The organism is Xanthomonas campestris pv. asclepiadis (genome assembly GCF_020784175.1).
Lineage (GTDB): Bacteria > Pseudomonadota > Gammaproteobacteria > Xanthomonadales > Xanthomonadaceae > Xanthomonas > Xanthomonas campestris_D.
Genome location: NZ_JAJGQM010000027.1, coordinates 49882 through 68017, shown reverse-complemented (window position 1 = coordinate 68017; position 18136 = coordinate 49882). Strand labels below are relative to the sequence as shown.

General features: G+C 65.8%; 15 protein-coding genes and 1 tRNA gene. 10 read left to right on the top strand and 6 right to left on the bottom strand.

The features are described from left to right. Positions 1-142 precede the first annotated feature (142 nt). Together parC and LL972_RS13360 are read right to left on the bottom strand one after the other, a co-directional pair. Complete coding sequence (gene parC / locus LL972_RS13365) at positions 143-2386, bottom strand: DNA topoisomerase IV subunit A (RefSeq protein ID WP_228328007.1); 2244 nt, start codon at positions 2384-2386, stop codon at positions 143-145. Between the two features lie 60 nt (positions 2387-2446). Continuing rightward, on the bottom strand, positions 2447-3298 hold the full coding sequence (locus LL972_RS13360) for an AraC family transcriptional regulator (RefSeq protein WP_228328006.1): 852 nt from the start codon (positions 3296-3298) through the stop codon (positions 2447-2449). Positions 3299-3421: 123 nt separating this feature from the next. Between LL972_RS13360 and LL972_RS13355 the strand changes: the two genes are divergently transcribed. From LL972_RS13355 to LL972_RS13335, 5 genes are all read left to right on the top strand, one after another. Next, entirely contained in the window at positions 3422-3862 is a 441-nt protein-coding gene (locus LL972_RS13355; RefSeq protein ID WP_228328005.1) for a MarR family winged helix-turn-helix transcriptional regulator, read from the top strand. A gap of 23 nt (positions 3863-3885) precedes the next feature. After that, entirely contained in the window at positions 3886-5373 is a 1488-nt protein-coding gene (locus LL972_RS13350) for an AdeC/AdeK/OprM family multidrug efflux complex outer membrane factor (protein ID WP_228328004.1), read from the top strand. Positions 5374-5383: 10 nt separating this feature from the next. Beyond that, positions 5384-6577: an efflux RND transporter periplasmic adaptor subunit gene (locus tag LL972_RS13345; RefSeq protein WP_047125658.1), complete on the top strand. Its 1194-nt coding sequence runs from the start codon at positions 5384-5386 to the stop codon at positions 6575-6577. Between the two features lie 6 nt (positions 6578-6583). Continuing rightward, complete coding sequence (locus LL972_RS13340) at positions 6584-8164, top strand: DHA2 family efflux MFS transporter permease subunit (RefSeq protein ID WP_228328003.1); 1581 nt, start codon at positions 6584-6586, stop codon at positions 8162-8164. 281 nt (positions 8165-8445) lie between these two features. Further along, complete coding sequence (locus tag LL972_RS13335; RefSeq protein WP_228328002.1) at positions 8446-8622, top strand: hypothetical protein; 177 nt, start codon at positions 8446-8448, stop codon at positions 8620-8622. 321 nt (positions 8623-8943) lie between these two features. On the opposite strand, the gene LL972_RS13330 is transcribed toward LL972_RS13335, so the two are convergent. The 3 genes from LL972_RS13330 to LL972_RS13320 all read right to left on the bottom strand — a co-directional run bounded on the left by LL972_RS13330 (position 8944) and on the right by LL972_RS13320 (position 13302). Then, a tRNA-Leu gene (locus tag LL972_RS13330) sits at positions 8944-9030 on the bottom strand. Between the two features lie 141 nt (positions 9031-9171). Then, entirely contained in the window at positions 9172-11409 is a 2238-nt protein-coding gene (locus tag LL972_RS13325; RefSeq protein WP_228328001.1) for a beta-glucosidase family protein, read from the bottom strand. 123 nt (positions 11410-11532) lie between these two features. Beyond that, the gene (locus LL972_RS13320; RefSeq protein ID WP_228328000.1) at positions 11533-13302 is read right to left on the bottom strand and encodes a M14 family metallopeptidase; all 1770 of its coding nucleotides are present in this window, start codon (positions 13300-13302) and stop codon (positions 11533-11535) included. A gap of 319 nt (positions 13303-13621) precedes the next feature. Between LL972_RS13320 and LL972_RS13315 the strand changes: the two genes are divergently transcribed. After that, positions 13622-15187 carry an oligopeptide:H+ symporter gene (locus tag LL972_RS13315; protein ID WP_228328010.1) on the top strand — a complete coding sequence of 522 codons (1566 nt, stop codon included), beginning with the start codon at positions 13622-13624 and terminating at the stop codon, positions 15185-15187. A 7-nt stretch (positions 15188-15194) separates the two neighbouring features. Further along, the gene (locus LL972_RS13310; protein WP_104532558.1) at positions 15195-15803 is read left to right on the top strand and encodes a rhomboid family intramembrane serine protease; all 609 of its coding nucleotides are present in this window, start codon (positions 15195-15197) and stop codon (positions 15801-15803) included. A 143-nt stretch (positions 15804-15946) separates the two neighbouring features. Here LL972_RS13310 and LL972_RS13305 read toward each other — a convergent pair whose 3' ends face one another. Continuing rightward, entirely contained in the window at positions 15947-16147 is a 201-nt protein-coding gene (locus LL972_RS13305; protein WP_228327999.1) for a hypothetical protein, read from the bottom strand. 217 nt (positions 16148-16364) lie between these two features. On the opposite strand from LL972_RS13305, the gene LL972_RS13300 reads away from it, so the two are divergent. From LL972_RS13300 to LL972_RS13290, 3 genes are all read left to right on the top strand, one after another. After that, positions 16365-16649 (top strand): GNAT family N-acetyltransferase, encoded by a 285-nt coding sequence (locus LL972_RS13300; RefSeq protein WP_228327998.1) that lies wholly within the window; start codon positions 16365-16367, stop codon positions 16647-16649. 50 nt (positions 16650-16699) lie between these two features. Then, complete coding sequence (locus tag LL972_RS13295; RefSeq protein WP_228327997.1) at positions 16700-17545, top strand: DUF3298 and DUF4163 domain-containing protein; 846 nt, start codon at positions 16700-16702, stop codon at positions 17543-17545. Positions 17546-17611: 66 nt separating this feature from the next. After that, on the top strand, positions 17612-18112 hold the full coding sequence (locus LL972_RS13290) for a MarR family winged helix-turn-helix transcriptional regulator (protein WP_228327996.1): 501 nt from the start codon (positions 17612-17614) through the stop codon (positions 18110-18112). Positions 18113-18136: the final 24 nt, after the last annotated feature.

Genomic DNA, 18136 nt, shown 5'->3' with positions numbered 1-18136 from the left:
CTCCAACAACACAGTTGCTACAGGGACGTACTTGCGGCGTGTCCTGCGATGGTGGGCGGGCAAGGGCCCTGCAGCAAATCGGCAGAATCGAGGCAGCAGCAGCGTCGAACGCGCCGCTGCGCGCCACGTCGGTGAACAGCCGTTACTGCACTTCCAGCCCGTCCACCTTCTGCCAGCCGCGCGGCAACAACGCCCCGCGACTCGCGCGCGCGCCCAAATAGGTATCCAGGTCCTTGAATGACAGGCTCATGGTGCGTGCGCCGCTGCGCACCAGCAGCGTGTTGCCCGGTGCCACCGCCACCACCGCGACCACGCGCTCGGTGCCGAGCTTGGCCTTGGGGATGTCGATGATCTTGTTGCCTTTGCCCTTGTCCAGTTCGGGCACATCGCTGGCCGTCACTGCCAGCAGATTGCCGGCGCTGGTGACGGCCACGATGCGGTCGCTCTGCGGGTTGGTCACCTGCGCAGGCGTCAGCACCTGTGCGCCGGTGGTCAGGTTGAGCATCGCCTTGCCGGCCTTGTTGCGACCGGTAAGGTTTTCGAAGCGGGTAACGAAGCCGTAGCCATGCGAGGACGCCAGCACGAAGCGGGTGGCGTTGTCGGCACTGGCCATGACCTGGAATGCCGCGCCCGAGGCCGGCGAGAAACGGCCGGTCAACGGTTCGCCATTGCCGCGTGCCGAGGGCAGGGTATGCACGGCGGTCGAATAGGCGCGGCCTTCCGAATCCAGGAACGCCACCTGATGCGTGCTGCGGCTGCGCACCGCCGCCAGCAGGCTGTCGCCTTCGCGGTAGGACATGCCGGCCGGGTCGACCTCGTGGCCCTTGGCCGCGCGTACCCAGCCCTTTTCCGACAGCACCACGGTCATCGGTTCGCTGGCGACCATCTCGGTTTCATCGATCGCCTGGGCGGCGCCACGCTGCACCAGCGGCGAGCGACGCGCGTCGCCGAACTTCTTGGCGTCAGCGGTCAGTTCGTCCTTGATCAGCTTCTTCAGCTTGGTCTTGCTTTCCAGGATGGCCATCAACTGCGCGCGTTCCTTGGCCAGTGCTTCCTGCTCGCCGCGGATCTTCATTTCTTCCAGGCGCGCCAGCTGGCGCAGCTTGGTTTCCAGGATGTATTCGGCCTGCTCTTCGCTGAGCGCGAAGCGGGCGATCAGCACCGGCTTGGGCTCGTCCTCGCTGCGGACGATACGTATCACTTCATCCAGGTTGAGGAAGGCGATCAACAAGCCTTCCAACAGGTGCAGGCGGCGCTCGACCTTCTGCAGGCGATGGTTGAGGCGGCGGGTGACGGTGTCGCTGCGGAAGGTCAGCCACTCGCTCAGCAGCTGGCGCAGGTTCTTCACCTGCGGGCGGCCGTCCAGGCCGATCACGTTGAGATTGACGCGGTAGCTGCGCTCAAGATCGGTGGTGACGAACAGGTGGCCCATCAACTGTTCGGCATCGACACGGTTGGAGCGCGGCACCAGGACCACCCGCACCGGGCTGGTGTGGTCGGACTCATCGCGGATGTCTTCCAGCCATGGCAGCTTCTTGGCGCGCATTTGCTGGGCGATCTGCTCGATCACCTTGGACGGCGAGACCTGGTACGGCAGCGCGTCGATGACGATGTTGGCGTGTTCTTTCTTGTAGGTGGCACGTGCGCGCACGCTGCCGTGGCCGGTCTCGTAGATTGCGCGCAGGTCGGCCACCGGGGTGATGATCTCGGCGGTGGTCGGGTAGTCCGGGCCGAGCACGTGTTCGCACAGTTCGGCAACCGTGGCATCGGGATTGTCGAGCAGGCGCAGCAGCGCGCTGACGATCTCGTTGAGGTTGTGCGGCGGCACATCGGTGGCCATGCCGACGGCAATGCCGGTGGTGCCGTTGAGCAACAGGTGCGGCAGGCGTGCCGGCAGCCAGGTCGGCTCCTCCAGCGTGCCGTCGAAGTTGGGCGCCCAATCGGTGGTGCCCTGGCTGATCTCGCCCAGCAGCACCTCGGCGATCGGGGTCAGCTTGGATTCGGTGTAGCGCATTGCCGCGAACGACTTGGGGTCATCGGTGGAGCCGAAGTTGCCCTGGCCCTCGATCAGCGGGTACCGGTAGGAGAACGGCTGCGCCATCAGCACCAGCGCTTCGTAGCAGGCGCTGTCGCCGTGCGGATGGTACTTACCGATCACATCGCCCACGGTGCGCGCGGATTTCTTCGGCTTGGCCGCGGCATTCAGGCCCAGCTCGCTCATCGCGAAGATGATGCGCCGCTGCACCGGCTTCAGGCCGTCACCCAGGAACGGCAGGGCGCGGTCGAGCACCACGTACATCGAATAGTCGAGATAGGCGCGTTCGGCGTACTCGCGCAGCGGCAGCTGCTCGAAGCCGTGGAAGGTGGGGCGGGTCAGATCGGTCATGTAAAGCCAGGTCCTACGAAAGAGGAGCCCGCGCCGCAGCGCGCGCTCGAAGAGCGCCGATTATCCGGATGCGGCGGGGGATGCCAAGCCGCGCGCATGCGTGCCGGCCAGATAACGCGTGGGTGGGGCGCCGAAATGGCGGTGAAACACACTGACGAAGGCGCTGGGGCTGCTGTATCCGAGCTGGTCGGCGACCTGGGCGACCGGGCTGCCCCGGCTGAGCCGCCGTAGTGCTTCCGCCAGCCGGGCCTGCTGCCGCCATTGCGCGAAACTCAACCCGGTCTCGCTGCGGAAATGCCGGCTCAGGCTGCGCGCCGACAGCCCGCCCCAGTCGGCCCAGGCGTCCAGCGGGCGCGGGTCGGCCGGGGTATCGAGCAACTGCCGGGCGATGCGCAGCCGCCGCCGGTCGGCCGGCATCGGCAGGTGCAGGTGGTCGATCTGCACCTGGTGCAGTTCGTCCAGCAGCACCGCGGCCAGGCGCTGTCGGGCGGGGTCGAGCGGCTGGCCCAGCGGCCAGTCGGCTGCGCGCATGATCACCTCGCGGGCGAGTCCGGTCAGGCGGATCACCCCGCCTTGCGCGGGCAATGCGGCGCAGGCGTCCGGCCGCACCACCACACCACAGCCGCGCAGCGGCCCGGCCAGCTCCACGGTGTGCTGCTGCCCGGGCGGCATCCAGCCGGCGCAGCCCGGCGGTAGCGACAGGGTTCCCTGCGCGGTGTGCACCGTCAGCACGCCGTGCTCCACGTACATCAATTGCCCGCGGACATGGGCGTGCCGGACGGCCTCCGGCGCCCATACCGCGCGCAGATTGGCCAGAAACGCGATCACCTCCGGTCCGTCGGCCCATTCGAAGCTGTCCCGCACACCGGGCGGCAGCGCATCGACAGTGGTTGGCGGGTTTTCGACAGTCATTGGCGCAATTGTATTACCAGGCCAGGCATGCAGCCGCGTAAGGTGGCGATCCTTGCTGGCGGTTTAATCCCTTCCGAGATATTTGTGTGGACAAATATATTTTTCGGAAGAAAATAGCCAGCCATGAATGACCTCTCCACCGCCTCGCCGTCGTTCGGGCTGCTGTTGCGCCAGGTGCGTGACGCGCTGATGCGTCAGCTCGATGCCGAAATGAAGGGCGAGCTGCCGGACTTCGGCTTCAGCCACTACGTCGGCCTGAATATCCTGGCGGTGCGCTCGCCCTGCACGGCCAACGAGCTGGCGCTGGCGCTGGACCAGACCCCGAGCGCGGTCACCCGCCTGCTCGACAAGCTCGAAGCGCTCGGTGCGGTGCGACGCGAGCCGCACGCGCAGGACCGGCGTGCGCTGCAGATCGTCATGACCGAACAGGGCGTGGCGCTGTGGGAGCGCCTGAAGCTGCGCGGCGAACGCGCCATCGAGCATGGCCTGCGCGATCTGGCCCCGCCCGAGCGCGAGCAACTCACCTCTCTTCTCATCCGTGTCCGCGATGCACTCAACTCATGAACGCTGCTAGTTCCCCGATTCAGATGCTGCGCCTGCGGTCCACGCAGCTTGCGCGGCCGCTCGTCCTCACTGCGCTGACGCTGGCGCTGGCCGCCTGCGCCAGCAGCCGCGGACTTGCCCCGCAGGGCACCATGCTGGAGCCGGGCGCGCTGCATGCCGAGCGCACCCTCGCCCAGGCCAACCTGAGCCCTGCCGCCTGGCCGACCAGCGACTGGTGGCGCGCCCTGGGCGATGCGCAATTGAATGCGCTGATTGCCGAAGGCCTGCAGCACAGCCCCAGCCTGGCCGCGGCCGACGCACGCCTGCGCCAGGCGCAGGCACGCATCGGTAGCGCGCAGGCCGATCGCGGCCCCAGCCTGTCGGTGTCCGGCGGCTATGCGGGCGTGCAGTTGCCCGAATCGATGGTGGGCGAGGAGCGCGGCGGCAAGTTCGGCGGCAACGGTCAACTGGTGCTGGACTTCCGCTATGGCGTGGACCTGTGGGGCGGCAAGCGCGCCACCTGGGAAGCAGCGGTGGACCAGGCGCATGCGGCCGAGGTGGACGCACAGGCGGCACGTTTGAACCTGTCGGCGGCGATTGCCGAAGCCTATGCGCAGCTCGACTACGCATGGCGCCTGCACGACGTGGCCAACGACGAGTTGACCCGCGTGCAGAAGACCCTGGACCTCACCCGGCAACGCCGCAGCGCCGGCATCGACAGCGATCTGCAGGTGCGTCAGGCGCAGGCCCGCGTGCCGTCGGCGCAGCAGCAGCTGCAGTCCGCGCAGCAGCAGATCGACGAGGCGCGCAATGCGCTGGCCGCTTTGATCGGGCAAGGCCCGGATCGCGGCCTGGAGATTGCGCGCCCGACGCTGGGGGCGGCCATCGCCACGCAGTTGCCGAGCAACCTGCCGGCCGACCTGCTGGGCCGCCGTCCCGATGTGGTCGCCGCGCGCTGGCGCGTGGAGGCCGCCAATCAGGACATTGCCGCGGCCAAGACCCGTTTCTATCCCAGCTTCAACATCACTGCGCTGGGCGGGGTGGTGAATCGCGATGTCGGCCAGTTGCTGGAAAGCGCCTCGGTCTTTGGCGTGGTTGCGCCGGCCCTGAGCCTGCCGATCTTCGATGGCGGCAAGCTGCGCGCCAATCTGGCCGGTAGCGATGCGCAATACGACCTGGCGGTGGCCGATTACAACCAGAAGGTGATCGACGCCCTGCGCGAGGTGGCCGACCAGGTCAACGCCGTGCGTTCGCTGGAGCAGCGTACGCATGCGCAGGACGACGCGGTGCAGACCGTGTCCGCCGCCTTCGCGCTTGCGCAACAGCGCTACCGCGCCGGTATCGGCAGCTATCTGGAAGTGCTCAGCGTGCAGGAGCAATTGCTCACCGCACGCCAGCGCATGGCCAGCCTGCAATCGCAACAACTGTTGGCCTCGGTGAGGTTGCAGCGTGCCCTGGGCGGCGGATTCACGCCGGAACCTGCGCGCGATACCGCACACGCCGCGACCACTTCCGCTCAACCGAATTCCTGAGACAGCAACGATGAGCCAGACGACTCCAACTTCTTCCCAACCTGCGCCGGCCGCGCCCAGCAAGCGCCGTGCGGCGCTGCGCATCGTGGCCATTGTGGTGATCCTGGCGATCATCGGTCTTGTGGTGTGGTACTTCCTGGTCGGCCGCTGGCACGAAGACACCGACGACGCGTACGTGCAGGGCAACCAGGTGCAGATCACCCCGATGGTCGGCGGCACCGTGGTCAGCATCGGCGCCGAAGACGGCATGCGCGTGGAGCGCGGCCAGTTGCTGGTGCAGCTGGACCCGGCCGACACCGCAGTCGCATTGCAGCAGGCCGAGGCCAATCTGGCCAAGACCGTGCGCCAGGTGCGTGGTCTGTACCGCAGCGTGGAAGGCGCGCAGGCCGAACTGTCCTCGCGCGAGGTGAGCCTGCGCAGCGCACGTGCCGACTTCGCACGCCGCAAGGATCTGGCCGCCAGCGGCGCGATCTCCAACGAAGAACTGGCGCATGCCCGCGAGGAACTGGCTGCGGCCGAAGCGGCGGTGAGCGGTTCGCGCGAGAGCTTCGAACGCAACCGCGCGCTGGTGGACGACAGCGCGGTGGCCAACCAGCCGGACGTGCAGACTGCCGCCGCACAGCTGCGTCAGGCCTATCTCAACCATGCGCGCACCGGTGTCATCGCGCCGGTGTCCGGCTACGTGGCACGTCGCTCGGCGCAGCTGGGCCAGCGTGTGCAGCCCGGCAGCGTGCTGATGGCAGTGGTGCCGCTGGAGCAGGTGTGGGTGGAAGCCAACTTCAAGGAAACCCAGCTCAAGCACATGCGCCTGGGCCAGGAAGTGGAGCTGCATTCGGATCTGTATGGCGGCGGCGTGAACTACACCGGCCGCATCGAAAGCCTGGGCCTGGGCACCGGCAGCGCGTTCTCGTTGTTGCCGGCGCAAAACGCCAGCGGCAACTGGATCAAGATCGTGCAGCGCGTGCCGGTGCGCATTGCGGTGGATGCCAAGCAACTGGCCGGCAATCCGCTGCGCATCGGTTTGTCGATGAAGGTCGACGTCAACCTGCATGACCAGCAGGGCAGCGTGCTGCCGACCAAGTTCGCCAATGGCGCGGTGTTCTCCACCGACGTGTATGCGCAGCAGTTGCAGGCCGCCGACGCGGACATCCAACGCATCATCCAGGACAACCTGCCTGCGCAGGCTGCGTCCAAGGCGGGCTGAGCCAGCATGTCTTCGCAAGCTCCCACCGCGCCAGGCGGCCCCTCGGCACCTGCGCCCGCCGCCGGCTTTCGCCCGGCGAGCGTGGCGTTGTGCACCGTGGGCCTGGCGATGGCCTCGTTCATGCAGGTGCTGGACACCACCATCGCCAACGTCTCGTTGCCGACCATCGCCGGCAATCTCGGCGCCAGTTCGCAGCAGGCCACCTGGGTCATCACTTCGTTCGCGGTCAGTACCGCGATCGCCCTGCCGCTGACCGGCTGGCTGAGCCGCCGCTTCGGCGAGACCAAGCTGTTCGTGTGGTCGACGCTGGCCTTCACCATTGCCTCGTTGCTGTGCGGCCTGGCCCAGAGCATGGGTATGCTGGTGGTGTCGCGCGCGCTGCAGGGGTTTGTTGCCGGGCCGATGTACCCGATCACCCAGAGCCTGCTGGTGTCGATCTACCCGCGCGAAAAACGCGGGCAGGCGCTCGCCTTGCTGGCGATGATCACCGTGGTGGCGCCGATCGCCGGCCCGATCCTGGGTGGCTGGATCACCGACAACTACAGCTGGGAATGGATCTTCCTGATCAACGTGCCGCTGGGCATCATCGCCAGCAGCATCGTCGGCTCGCAGCTGCGGCATCGCCCCGAGCAGCTGGAAAAACCGCGCATGGACTATATCGGCCTGATCCTGCTGGTGGTCGGCGTCGGTGCGCTGCAGCTGGTGCTGGACCTGGGCAACGACGAGGACTGGTTCTCTTCCGACAAGATCGTGGTGCTGGCCTGCGTCGCTGCCGTGGCGCTGGTGGTGTTCGTGATCTGGGAGCTTACCGACAAGGATCCCATCGTCGATCTCAAGCTGTTCCGGCATCGCAACTTCCGCGCCGGCACCCTGGCGATGGTGGTGGCCTATGCAGCGTTTTTCAGCGTGAGCCTGCTGATCCCGCAATGGCTGCAACGCGACATGGGCTACACCGCGATCTGGGCCGGCCTTGCCACCGCGCCGATCGGCATCCTGCCGGTGCTGATGACCCCATTCGTGGGCAAGTACGCGCTGCGTTTCGATCTGCGCATGCTCGCCACCGTCGCCTTCATCTTCCTGTCGTTCACCAGCTTCCTGCGCTCCAACTTCAACCTGCAGGTGGACTTCAGCCATGTGGCCACCGTGCAGTTGGTGATGGGCGTGGGTGTGGCTCTGTTCTTCATGCCGGTGCTGCAGATTCTGCTCTCGGACCTGGACGGGCGCGAGATCGCTGCTGGTTCCGGCCTGGCCACCTTCCTGCGTACCCTGGGCGGTAGCTTTGCCGCATCGCTGACCACCTACCTGTGGGCACGCCGCACCCAGGTGCACCATGCGCACATCACCGAACACATCTCGGTGTATACGCCGGGCATGCAGGAGCAGGTCACCGCGATGGGGCAGGGCGACCTGCAACGCGGCGCGGCATCGCTCAACAACATGATCAATCACCAGGCCTCGCAGATGGGCTTCAACGACATCTTCTACCTGCTCGGCTGGACGTTCCTGGCGATCATCTTCTTCCTGTGGCTGGCCAAGCCGCCGTTCGGTGCAGGTGCAGGCGGCGCAGCGGCGGCGGGTGGGCATTGAGCACGGGTGACAAGGCGTTTGGCCGCTCTGACATCGGCTAAGACAAAGAGTTCATGCCGGTGTAGTGCAGAGCGGGTGATCTGCGACTTGGCTGCAGGGCCCTTGCCCGCCCACCATCGCGGGACACGCCGCAAGTACGTCCTTGTAGGACCTTACGCGGCATCCATGCCGCGTAAGGTCCCACGACGGTGGACAGGCAAGGACCAGCCGGGATCATCGGTGTGCGTAGCGCTTCTCAAAGCAACCAACGAACCGTTTGGAGCGGTGAGGGTGTCGCGGCCTTGACCGACGCAGATGCGGAGATTCGTGTGTTCGCGCTCAACGTGTCGCTGTTTCCGGCGTCCCGCAATGCGCTGGACAGCCTTGCCGAGGTGTATGAGGCAAGCGGAGATCTCGCCCGTTCGAGCGCCATCCGGCAGGGCATCAAGGACATGCCCGTGCCACCTGGGAAACAGTGATCTGGCATGAGGTTGTGAGACCTCATCTGTTTGTTTCTGGTGCTTCCACCTGGCTGCAACGCATTGGCATTGGCCTTGATCGTGGACGTTTGGCGTCAAGCCTTGCATCCAGCTGGCCTTCCATCGGCATCCGTCGTGGAGGCGTCGAACACGGTCGCCACAGCCGCAACACGTGGTCGCGTGTCGAACGTCACTGACGGCGCACGCTTGCAGCGCTGCCGATCGGCGTGCTCGCCACTGGCGACAGACCATCTCGAATCGCATGGGCCAAACGCAAAAAACCCCGCATGAGCGGGGTTTTTTACGATCTACCGTGAGTCGTGGTGCCCAGGAGAGGACTCGAACCTCCACGAAGTTGCCCCCGCTAGCACCTGAAGCTAGTGCGTCTACCAATTCCGCCACCTGGGCGACTCAGGAGGCGAATTGTGCAAGTTGCGCGCGACGCTGTCAACGCATCTGGCACAAATTTTTCGTGGTGGCCGATGCCTGCCGGCGACAGGAGAAGACGCGTGGCGGACATGCGCACTGCATGCCCGCCACGCCACCGGATTACGGCAGCTGCGCCGCCTGCAAGCTGACCTCTGCACTCTGCACCGGTTCGCTTGCCGAACGTGCCAGCTGCACGCGATAGGTGCCGGCGGCAATCGTCCAGTGACGCGCCTTGGCATCGAAGTCGGCCAGCGTCTTGGGTTCGGCGATTACCTGCACGGTGCGCTTTTCGCCCGGCTTGAGCGTGAGCTTCTGCCAGCCGATCAGGCGCAGCGGGGTGGCGTGGCCGTCGGGCAGGGTGACGTAGAGCTGTGGCACGGCGGCGCCTTCGCGCTGGCCGATGTTTTCCACCTCGAAGTTCGCCGTGAGCTGGCTGCCGTTGGCCTCAACGCGCAGCCCGCCCATGCGGAACTGGGTGTACGACAGACCATGGCCGAATGGATAACGCGGGGTCAGCTTGCGCGCGGCGAACCACTTGTAGCCGACATTGGCGCCTTCGATGGCGTAGTCGATCGTGTCTTCGCCCGGCTTGGCCGGCTTGAAGCCCAGGCCCGGGATCGAGGGACGCGGCAGCTGCGATTCGTCCACCGGCCAGGTCACCGGCAGATGGCCGGACGGGTTGACCTTGCCGGTCAGCAGGTTGGCGATTGCCTCACCACCGCCGATACCCGGATACCACGCCTGCAGCACCGCCGGCACGCGCTCGGCCCAGGGCATGCGCACCGGACCGTTGGTTTCCAGCACCACGGTGGTCCTGGGGTTGGCCTTGGCCACCGCCTCGATCAAGGCATCCTGGTTGTCGGGCAATTGCATGTCCGGCAGGTCCACCGATTCGGCCGACCATTGGGTGGCGAACACGATCGCCACATCGGCGGCCTTGGCGGCGCGCGCGGCGGCAGTGCGGTCCTTGCCGTCGACATAATCGATCTGCACGTTCGGCAACGCGGCGCGCAATGCCTGCAACGGCGAGGACGGATGGATGATCACCGGGCCCGGCCAGGTGGTCGGGGTGATGCCGGGCACGGCGTTGCCGCCATTGATGGTGTAGTCCACCCGCGATGAACCGCCGCCGGACATCACGCCCTTGTCGGCATACCCACCGATCACCGCGATGCGGCGCACGTCCGTGGACAGTGGCAAGGTGGCCTGCTCGTTACGCAGCAGCACGCTGCCTTCTTCGGCGACATGCTGCGCGGACAGCAGCCCGGCCTTGCCGTCGATCGGCTGGCGCTGGGTCGGATGATCGAACGCGCCATGCGCGAACAGGCTGCGCAGCACGCGCTTGACCATGTCGTCGAAGCGCGCGCGCGGCACCACGCCGGCCGACACCGCCATGCGCAACGGCGCGTCGAAGAACACCGCCGCATCGAACACTTCGCCGGCCGATTGCTGATCCAGTCCGGCCAGGGCCGCCTTGGAGCCGCTGTGCACGCCACCCCAGTCGGACATCACATAGCCGGGGTATTTCCATTCCTGCTTGAGCACCTGGTTGAGCAGGTAATCGTGCTCGCAGCCGTAGATGCCGTTGATCTTGTTGTAGGAGCACATCACCGAGGCGGGGTCGCCGATCTTCAACGCGATCTCGAACGCCAGCAGGTCCGATTCGTGCATCGCCTGCTCGCCGATCTCGGCGCTGTGGAAATTGCGGCGCGTCTCCATGTCGTTGAGCGCGTAGTGCTTCATCGTCGACAGCACATGCTCGCTCTGCACGCCGCGGATCGACTCGCCGACCATGGTGCCGGCCAGCAGCGGGTCTTCGCCGGCATATTCGAAATTGCGCCCGTTGCGCGGATCGCGCTGCAGGTTGACGCTGCCGGCCAGCAGCACATTGAAGCCCTGCTGCCAGGATTCGCGGCCCATGGTCTTGCCGCCGGCATAGGCCAGCTGCGGATTCCAGCTCGACGCGGCCGACGGGCCGGACGGCATCGCGGTGGCGAAGTCGCCCTTGCGGATGCCGCCGGGATTGGTCACGCCCACGCCCGCATCGGCCAGTTGCTGCGCCGGGATGCCCAGCCGTGGGACGCCGGGGACATAGCCGGCCGAGCCCAGCGCGCCCTCGGGCTTGGGAATCTTGTCGGTGCCCAGGCCGAAGTAGCTGCGCAGCATCTGGAATTTTTCATCCTCGCTCATCTGTGCGAGCAGACGGTCGGCGCGCTGGTCCGCGGTCAGCGCGGTGTCCATCCACGGCTGCGCTGCGGCGGCGGTCTGTGCGCCGAGCGGGGCGGCAAACGCGGTGCTGACGCCAAGGGCGATGGCCAGCGCGAGACGGCGTGGCCTGGAGTGTGTAAACGGTTTCATATCGAGGTATGGCACGGGTGGTCCTTGTGGTGCGGTTGCAATCAGGGGAGGGCACCGCAGTGCCCAGGTTCGAAAGGCGCGCGTGCGCGCCGAATCAGGTGCTTGCCGGAAGCGGGCGCCGCCTCAGAACTGCGTCTGTGCCGTGCGTAACACCGGGTACAGGCGGTAGCGCTCGTCCCAGGAGGCATGCAGGCGGGCGAAGAATTCCAGGCGTGCCTTCGGGTCGGCCGCGAAGGCCGCATCGCTGGCCAGGCGCTGTTCGAATTGTGCCTTCACTGCCGGGTCGCGTTCGAGCATGTCGCGCGCGACCTCTTCGGCGACGTAATCCTCCATGTATTCCTTGCGCTCGAATGCGGTGTTGAACAGACCCCATTGCAGCAGCGAATCCGGCGCCTGCGGTTCCAGCATCGCCATTACCAGGCGCGACCTGGGCTGGGCAATCGGCACGAACAAGGAGCCGGCCGGCACGGTGCGGGTGTCATCGCGCCACTGCCCGGTGATTGCCAGGTTCTGGTGGCCTTCGTTGGAGCGCGCGGCAAACGTGGCGGTGTCGGCACGGAAGCTCTGCACCGGATGGGTGCCGGCGGTGGCGATGGTGTCGAAGGCGATGCCGTGCAGGCGTAGTTTCTCCGCCACCAGCGCCGCTTGCGCGGCAGGCACCAGGTAGCCGCCGCGTGGCGCATCGACCACCACGTCCGGCTTGATCTGATCGCGTAACGGCACCTTCCAGAGTTGTGGCCTCGTCTCGTCGTAGCGCGTCATCAATGCGCCGGAAATCGGCGAGGGCGTACGCGTGTAGGCGTAGCCACGGAAGGCAACGGTGCGTGCGGCCGGGCCGGCAGCGAAGCTCAACGGCTCGATCTCGCCAGCCAGCCTGGTGGCGCGCTGATCGGCCGCCAACGCATCGGCGCGCCAGCTGGCGCCGTTGCGCGCGGCCTGCTGCAGCACCGACACGATCGCGTTGCGGGTGACACGTACACGCACCGGGTAGGTCTTCCACGAATGCGTTTCCACCAGCATGCCGAAGCGGTTGCGCAACAGGAAATAGCCATGCGAAAACCGCGGCGGCGACACGTCGTCGGCAAAACCCGAGGTCGGGTCGTCCTCGTGCACGAACGAGGGGTAATACGGCAGCGGCAGCGAGCCCTGTTTGGCCAGGTCGGCAATCACCGCATCGCGCCAGCGCGTGCCGTCGCGTTGCAGCGTGGCATCGCCGGCGTGCACGGGCTCCACCTGCACCGACACGTCGTGTTCGAACTTGGCGCCATCGGTGACATGCAGGTCCACGTACATCAGCGGATCCCACTGCTGCACCAGCCGCAGCATGGCCTGCATTTCCGGCGCGTTGGCTTTGAGGTAGTCGCGATTGAGATTGAGGTTCTGCGCGGTGGTGCGCCAGCCCATCTGTTCGGGGCCGCGCTGATTGGGTCGGTTCCAGGCGCCGAAGCGCTCGTGGCCGTCGACGTTGAACACCGGCACGAACACCCAGACCAGTTTGTCGAGCACACCTTTGCCGGCTTTGCCGTCCAGCAATTCGCGCAGGGCCAGAAACCCCGCATCCTTGCCGTCGATTTCGCCGGCGTGGATGCCGCCTTGCACCAGCACCACCGGCAATTTGCGCTGCGCAGCGCTGTCGGCATCCATTGCGCCGCTGGTGGAGACGATCAGCGCCTTCATCGGCCGGCCTTCCGGGGTGGTACCGAACTCGATGCAGCGCACCGCCTGCGGGTAGCGCTGCGCAAAGGCATCGCAGAGCGCGATGACTTCATCGTAGCGTCCGGTTTGCGCAAACCCGCTGCGCTCGGCCTGGGTGGTCAGCGGTTCGGCGGCCAGTGCGGCGGGGGCGGTGGTCAGCAGCAACAGGCTCAGGGCCAGGCGGGTGAAGCGGGGCATCCAGCGGTCCAGTGTTCCAGGAAAACGTTTGCAATGTAGCCGAGCCGGCGCAGCAGGCCAATCTGCACTGCGTCATGACTTGCGTGTGATCGGCGTGGTTGCGGTGTTTCGATGGCGGGACGGCACGCCTGGGCCGAGTCACTGGCCAGGTGTGCCGCAACGGCAGCAGCCCGCCCGCCAGGTCTGCAATCAACGCCTACCAGGCGCGGTGCTCGACGCATGCAGCGGCGCGCCCGTGGCCTTATCCCATGGTCGCGATGGCGGCACGCTACCGCCCGCCGGTACGATAGCGCGTGTTTTTTCGCTCGACCGGACTGCCCTGACCACTTCCACCTTGCCGGGCCCCACTGCCGGTGCGCGGCTGCCGCGCCAGATTCCCTTCATCATCGGCAACGAAGCCTGCGAGCGTTTCAGCTTCTACGGGATGCGCAACGTCCTGGTGCAGTTCCTGATCACCTCGCTGCTGCTGCAGGAAGTCAGCGGGCCCGGCCGTGAGGCCGAGGCCAAGCACATCCTGCACAGTTTCATGATCGGGGTGTTTTTCTTCCCGCTGCTCGGCGGTTGGCTGGCCGATCGCTTCTTCGGCAAGTACAACACCATCTTGTGGTTCAGCCTGGTGTATTGCGCCGGCCATGCCTGCCTGGCGCTGTTCGAAGGCAACCGCAACGGATTTTTTGTCGGGCTGGGCTTGATCGCGCTGGGTGCGGGCGGCATCAAGCCGCTGGTGGCCTCGTTCATGGGCGACCAGTTCGACCAATCCAACAAGCACCTGGCCAAGGTGGTGTTCGACGGCTTCTACTGGATCATCAACTTCGGCTCGTTGTTTGCCTCCTTGTTGATCCCGCTGGCGCTGAAGCATCTCGGCCCGGCGTGGGCGTTCGGCATTCCCGGCATCCTGATGTTCGTGGCCACGCTGGTGTTCTGGCTGGGCCGCAGGCGCTATGTGCGGGTGCCGTTGCCGCCGAAGGATCCGCACGGCTTCGGTACGGTGGTGCGCACTGCATTGCTGGCCCAGGCGCCGGGGCAGGGCCGTCCGGGCCTGATGCTGGCAATCGTCTCGGTGCTGCTGGCGCTGGCCTGCGTCGCGCTGGTCGACCAGCTCGGCATCGTCATCTGCCTGTGCATGGCGCTGGTGCTGTTGCTGGCCGGTATCGGTGGCGGTACCTGGTGGCAGCTGGAGCGTGCACGTGGCATTCATCCCGATACCGCGGTCGAAGGCGTGCGCGCGCTGCTGCGGGTGCTGGTGATCTTCGCGCTGGTGACGCCGTTCTTCTCGCTGTTCGACCAGAAGGCCTCCACCTGGGTGCTGCAGGGGCGCGAGATGACGATGCCGGCCTGGTTCACCGCCTCGCAGATGCAGGCGCTCAATCCGCTGCTGGTGATGCTGCTGATCCCGTTCAACAATCTGGTGCTGTATCCGCTGCTGCGGCGTGGCGGCTGGGAGCCGACCGCGCTGCGTCGCATGACCTGCGGCATCGCCTTCGGCGGCCTGGCCTGGATCGCGGTCGGCGCCATCCAGATCAGCATGGACGGCGGCGAGCCGATGCATATCGCCTGGCAGATCCTGCCCTATGCGCTGCTGACCTTCGGCGAGGTGCTGGTGTCGGCCACCGGGATCGAGTTCGCCTACAGCCAGGCACAGCCGTCGATGAAGGGCGTGGTGATGAGCTTCTGGTACCTGACCACCACGGTGGGCAATCTATGGGTGCTGCTGTCGAACGTGGCGGTACGCAATGCGACGGTGACCTCCCACATCGCCGATACTGGGCTCAGTGAGGCGGCATTTCTGATGTTCTTCTTCGCGGCCTTCGCGTTCCTGGCGGCACTGGCCTTCGGCCTGTACGCGCGTGGGTATCGCATGGTCGACAATTACCGTTCTGCCTGAGGTCCGCATGATTACCCTGATCCTGATCGCCATCACCGGCATCGTCTCGTGGATGGCGTTCAACAACCGCAAGCTGGCCGACCGGCTGGTGCTGTGGCCGCCGGCGCTGGACAAGCACAAGCAGTACGACCGTCTGGTCACCTACGGCTTCATCCATGCCGACCTGGGCCACCTGGTCTTCAACATGATCACGCTGTTCTTCTTTGGCCGGGTGATCGAAAACGTGATGACCCAGCTGACCGGCAGTGTGCTGACCTATCCGCTGTTCTACCTGGCGGCGCTGGTGGTCTCGATCCTGCCCAGCTATCTGAAGAACCAGAACAACCCGAACTATCTCAGCCTGGGGGCTTCCGGCGCGGTGTCGGCGGTGTTGTTCGCCTTCATCCTGCTGCAGCCGTGGACCATCATCCTGGTGCTGTTCATTCCGGCGCCGGCGATCATCTACGCGGTGTTCTACGTCGGCTACAGCCTGTGGATGGACCGCCGCGGCGGCGACCGCATCAACCACAGCGCGCACCTGGCCGGTGCCGCGTTCGGCGTGATGTTCATGCTGATCATGGAGCCGCGCGTGCTGCAGGTATTCCTGGAGCAGCTGTCCAACCCGCGCTTCGGCTGATCCCGGTGGGCACACCGACAGCTGGCCCCAGGTGGGCCTGCGCGGTAGGTCGAAGTGGTGGGAGAATAGCAGGCCGCCTTCGGCGACCGGGCCAGGACCATCGCGAAGGCGCGAGAGGTCCTGGCGAATGACGCGGTGTCGACTCAGGCCGCGTCGCGTTTCTGCTCGTTACTGACGCTGCTGCCGGACACCGAACCGTAGGCCTGCTGCAGGCGCTGGTACACCGTATCGTTGAGCTGCGCGAAGTCGGGGTTATGGGTGTCGCCCTTGATGGCGAACTGGAACAAGCCTTCCAGCAACGAGCTATCGCTGTCTGCGCTGTGTCCTGCCGAATCGTTGTTCATGCGGTGACTCCTGGTAGGTAAGGCGAGGGCGTCGGCGGATCGCACGGACCCGAGTTGCAACGGGCGCCTTCGGCTGAGCTATCGGCGCAGCACGAGCGAACTTAAGTGCCGGTTCGGCAGGCTGCGCGCGTGGTCACAGCATCGATTCATTTTCACGCAGGCGCGGCGCTGCGCTGGTCACACTGATCGCCATCGTCACTGCCTTGTGCAGACCACCATGGAGGCAGCGACAGTGCAGGCAGATCACGATTCCGCGCAGCAGCTTTTCAGCGTAGACACCGATGGACAACGCGCCGAGCTGGCGTACCGTCTGGAAGGCGAGCGCATGACCATTACCCACACGCAGGTGCCGGATGCGATCGGTGGGCGCGGCATTGCCGCAGTGCTGGTCGAGGCGGCCTTGGCCTATGCACGCCAGCAGGGCTACAAGGTGGTGCCTGCCTGCAGTTACGCGCAGGCGTATATCCGGCGGCACCAACAGTTTCAGGATCTGCTGGCCTGATCGGCGGCAGCGTGTCTTTGCAGATGATGTATCGAAGGGAGCAGGCGGGAATGGGGCGGTTGTCAGGAGTGAACGCAGTCCGGGGCTTGCTGATGCTGGCCGTGTTGGCAGGCTGTACCCAGCGCGAGCCGACAACGGCTGAATCGGCAGAGCCGCCAGCGGAGGCGACTGCCGCAGCGGTACCGCCGACCGAGCCTGTGCTTGTGCAAAGCGGCCCGCTCGAAGACGTGATCGAACACGCGCCCGCCTATATGGTGGGCATCAGTTATCCACGCGGGCTGGACGCATTCCCCGAGCTGAGCGCGCTGATCCGCAGTTATGCGCAGGCAGCGCGTGCCGAACTCATGGAAGCGGTGTCCGGGCTCGGCAACGACAAGCCGGCCGCCCCTTACGAATTGTCGCTGGCGTTCGAGACGGTGTTGCAGACCCCGGACCTGATCGTGGTGTCCGCTGACGGCAGCCGCTATACCGGTGGTGCGCACGGCGAGCCATTGGTGGCGCGCTTCGTCTGGTTGGTCAAGGAGCGCAAGCCATTGACCGCGCAGGCCTTGATTCCGGACCCGGCGGGCTGGGAAAAGATCGGGCGCGAGGTGGCCGTGCAATTGCATAACGCCGCCACCCAGCGCGTGGAAGCCGAGCGTGTGCCGATCGAAGAGCAGGCCGAGCAGGTGGCCTCGGCCGATCGCATGATTGCCGAAGGCACTGCCGCGCAGGTCGACAATTTCGCCCAGTTCGTGCCGGTGCTCAATCCGGCCGGGCAGATCACCGCGCTTCGCTTCGTGTTTCCGCCGTATCAGGTGGGGCCGTATTCGGATGGCACGCAGACGGCCGAGGTCGCTGGTGCGACATTGTTGGCATGGGTCGCGCCGGAATATGTACATCTCTTCGCACGCTGAGGTGTCACCCCGCAGATGATGTGATTGAATGGCTTGGCCATTCAGTAATGTAATCAAACGGGTGATATGAGCAGTTTCGATCCAACCGCACGTCGCGTGGACCACACCTGTGTTCGCTATCCGGCGTTTCCGCGTGAACCGGCCGTCCTGGTGCGGCTGATCAAGCATCTCTACAAGCGACTGCATACGCAAGGTTGTGTGCGGTTGAAGCCATACGGCATCAGCCCGCCGGAGTATGAAATTTTGATGATGCTCTACGGCACCCCGGAACAGGCGATCACGCCGACCGAGGTGGCCGAGGCCGCCAGCGAGAAGCCGGCCAACATTACCCGGCTCACCGACCAATTGTGCGAGAAGGGGCTGATCGCGCGGGGCAGCAGCCCGGACGATCGACGCAAGATCATGTTGACCCTGCAGCCGGCAGGCCTGGCGTTGATCAACAGTCTGCTTCCCGACGCCTGCACGCTGCTCAATGAACAGACGTCCAGCATCAGCGATGCCGAGCAGGTGCGGCTGGAAAAGCTGTTGAGGAAATTGCTCGACGGCGTGGATTCGGTCGAGCTCTGAGCGCGACGTTTGCGCGGCCTGCAG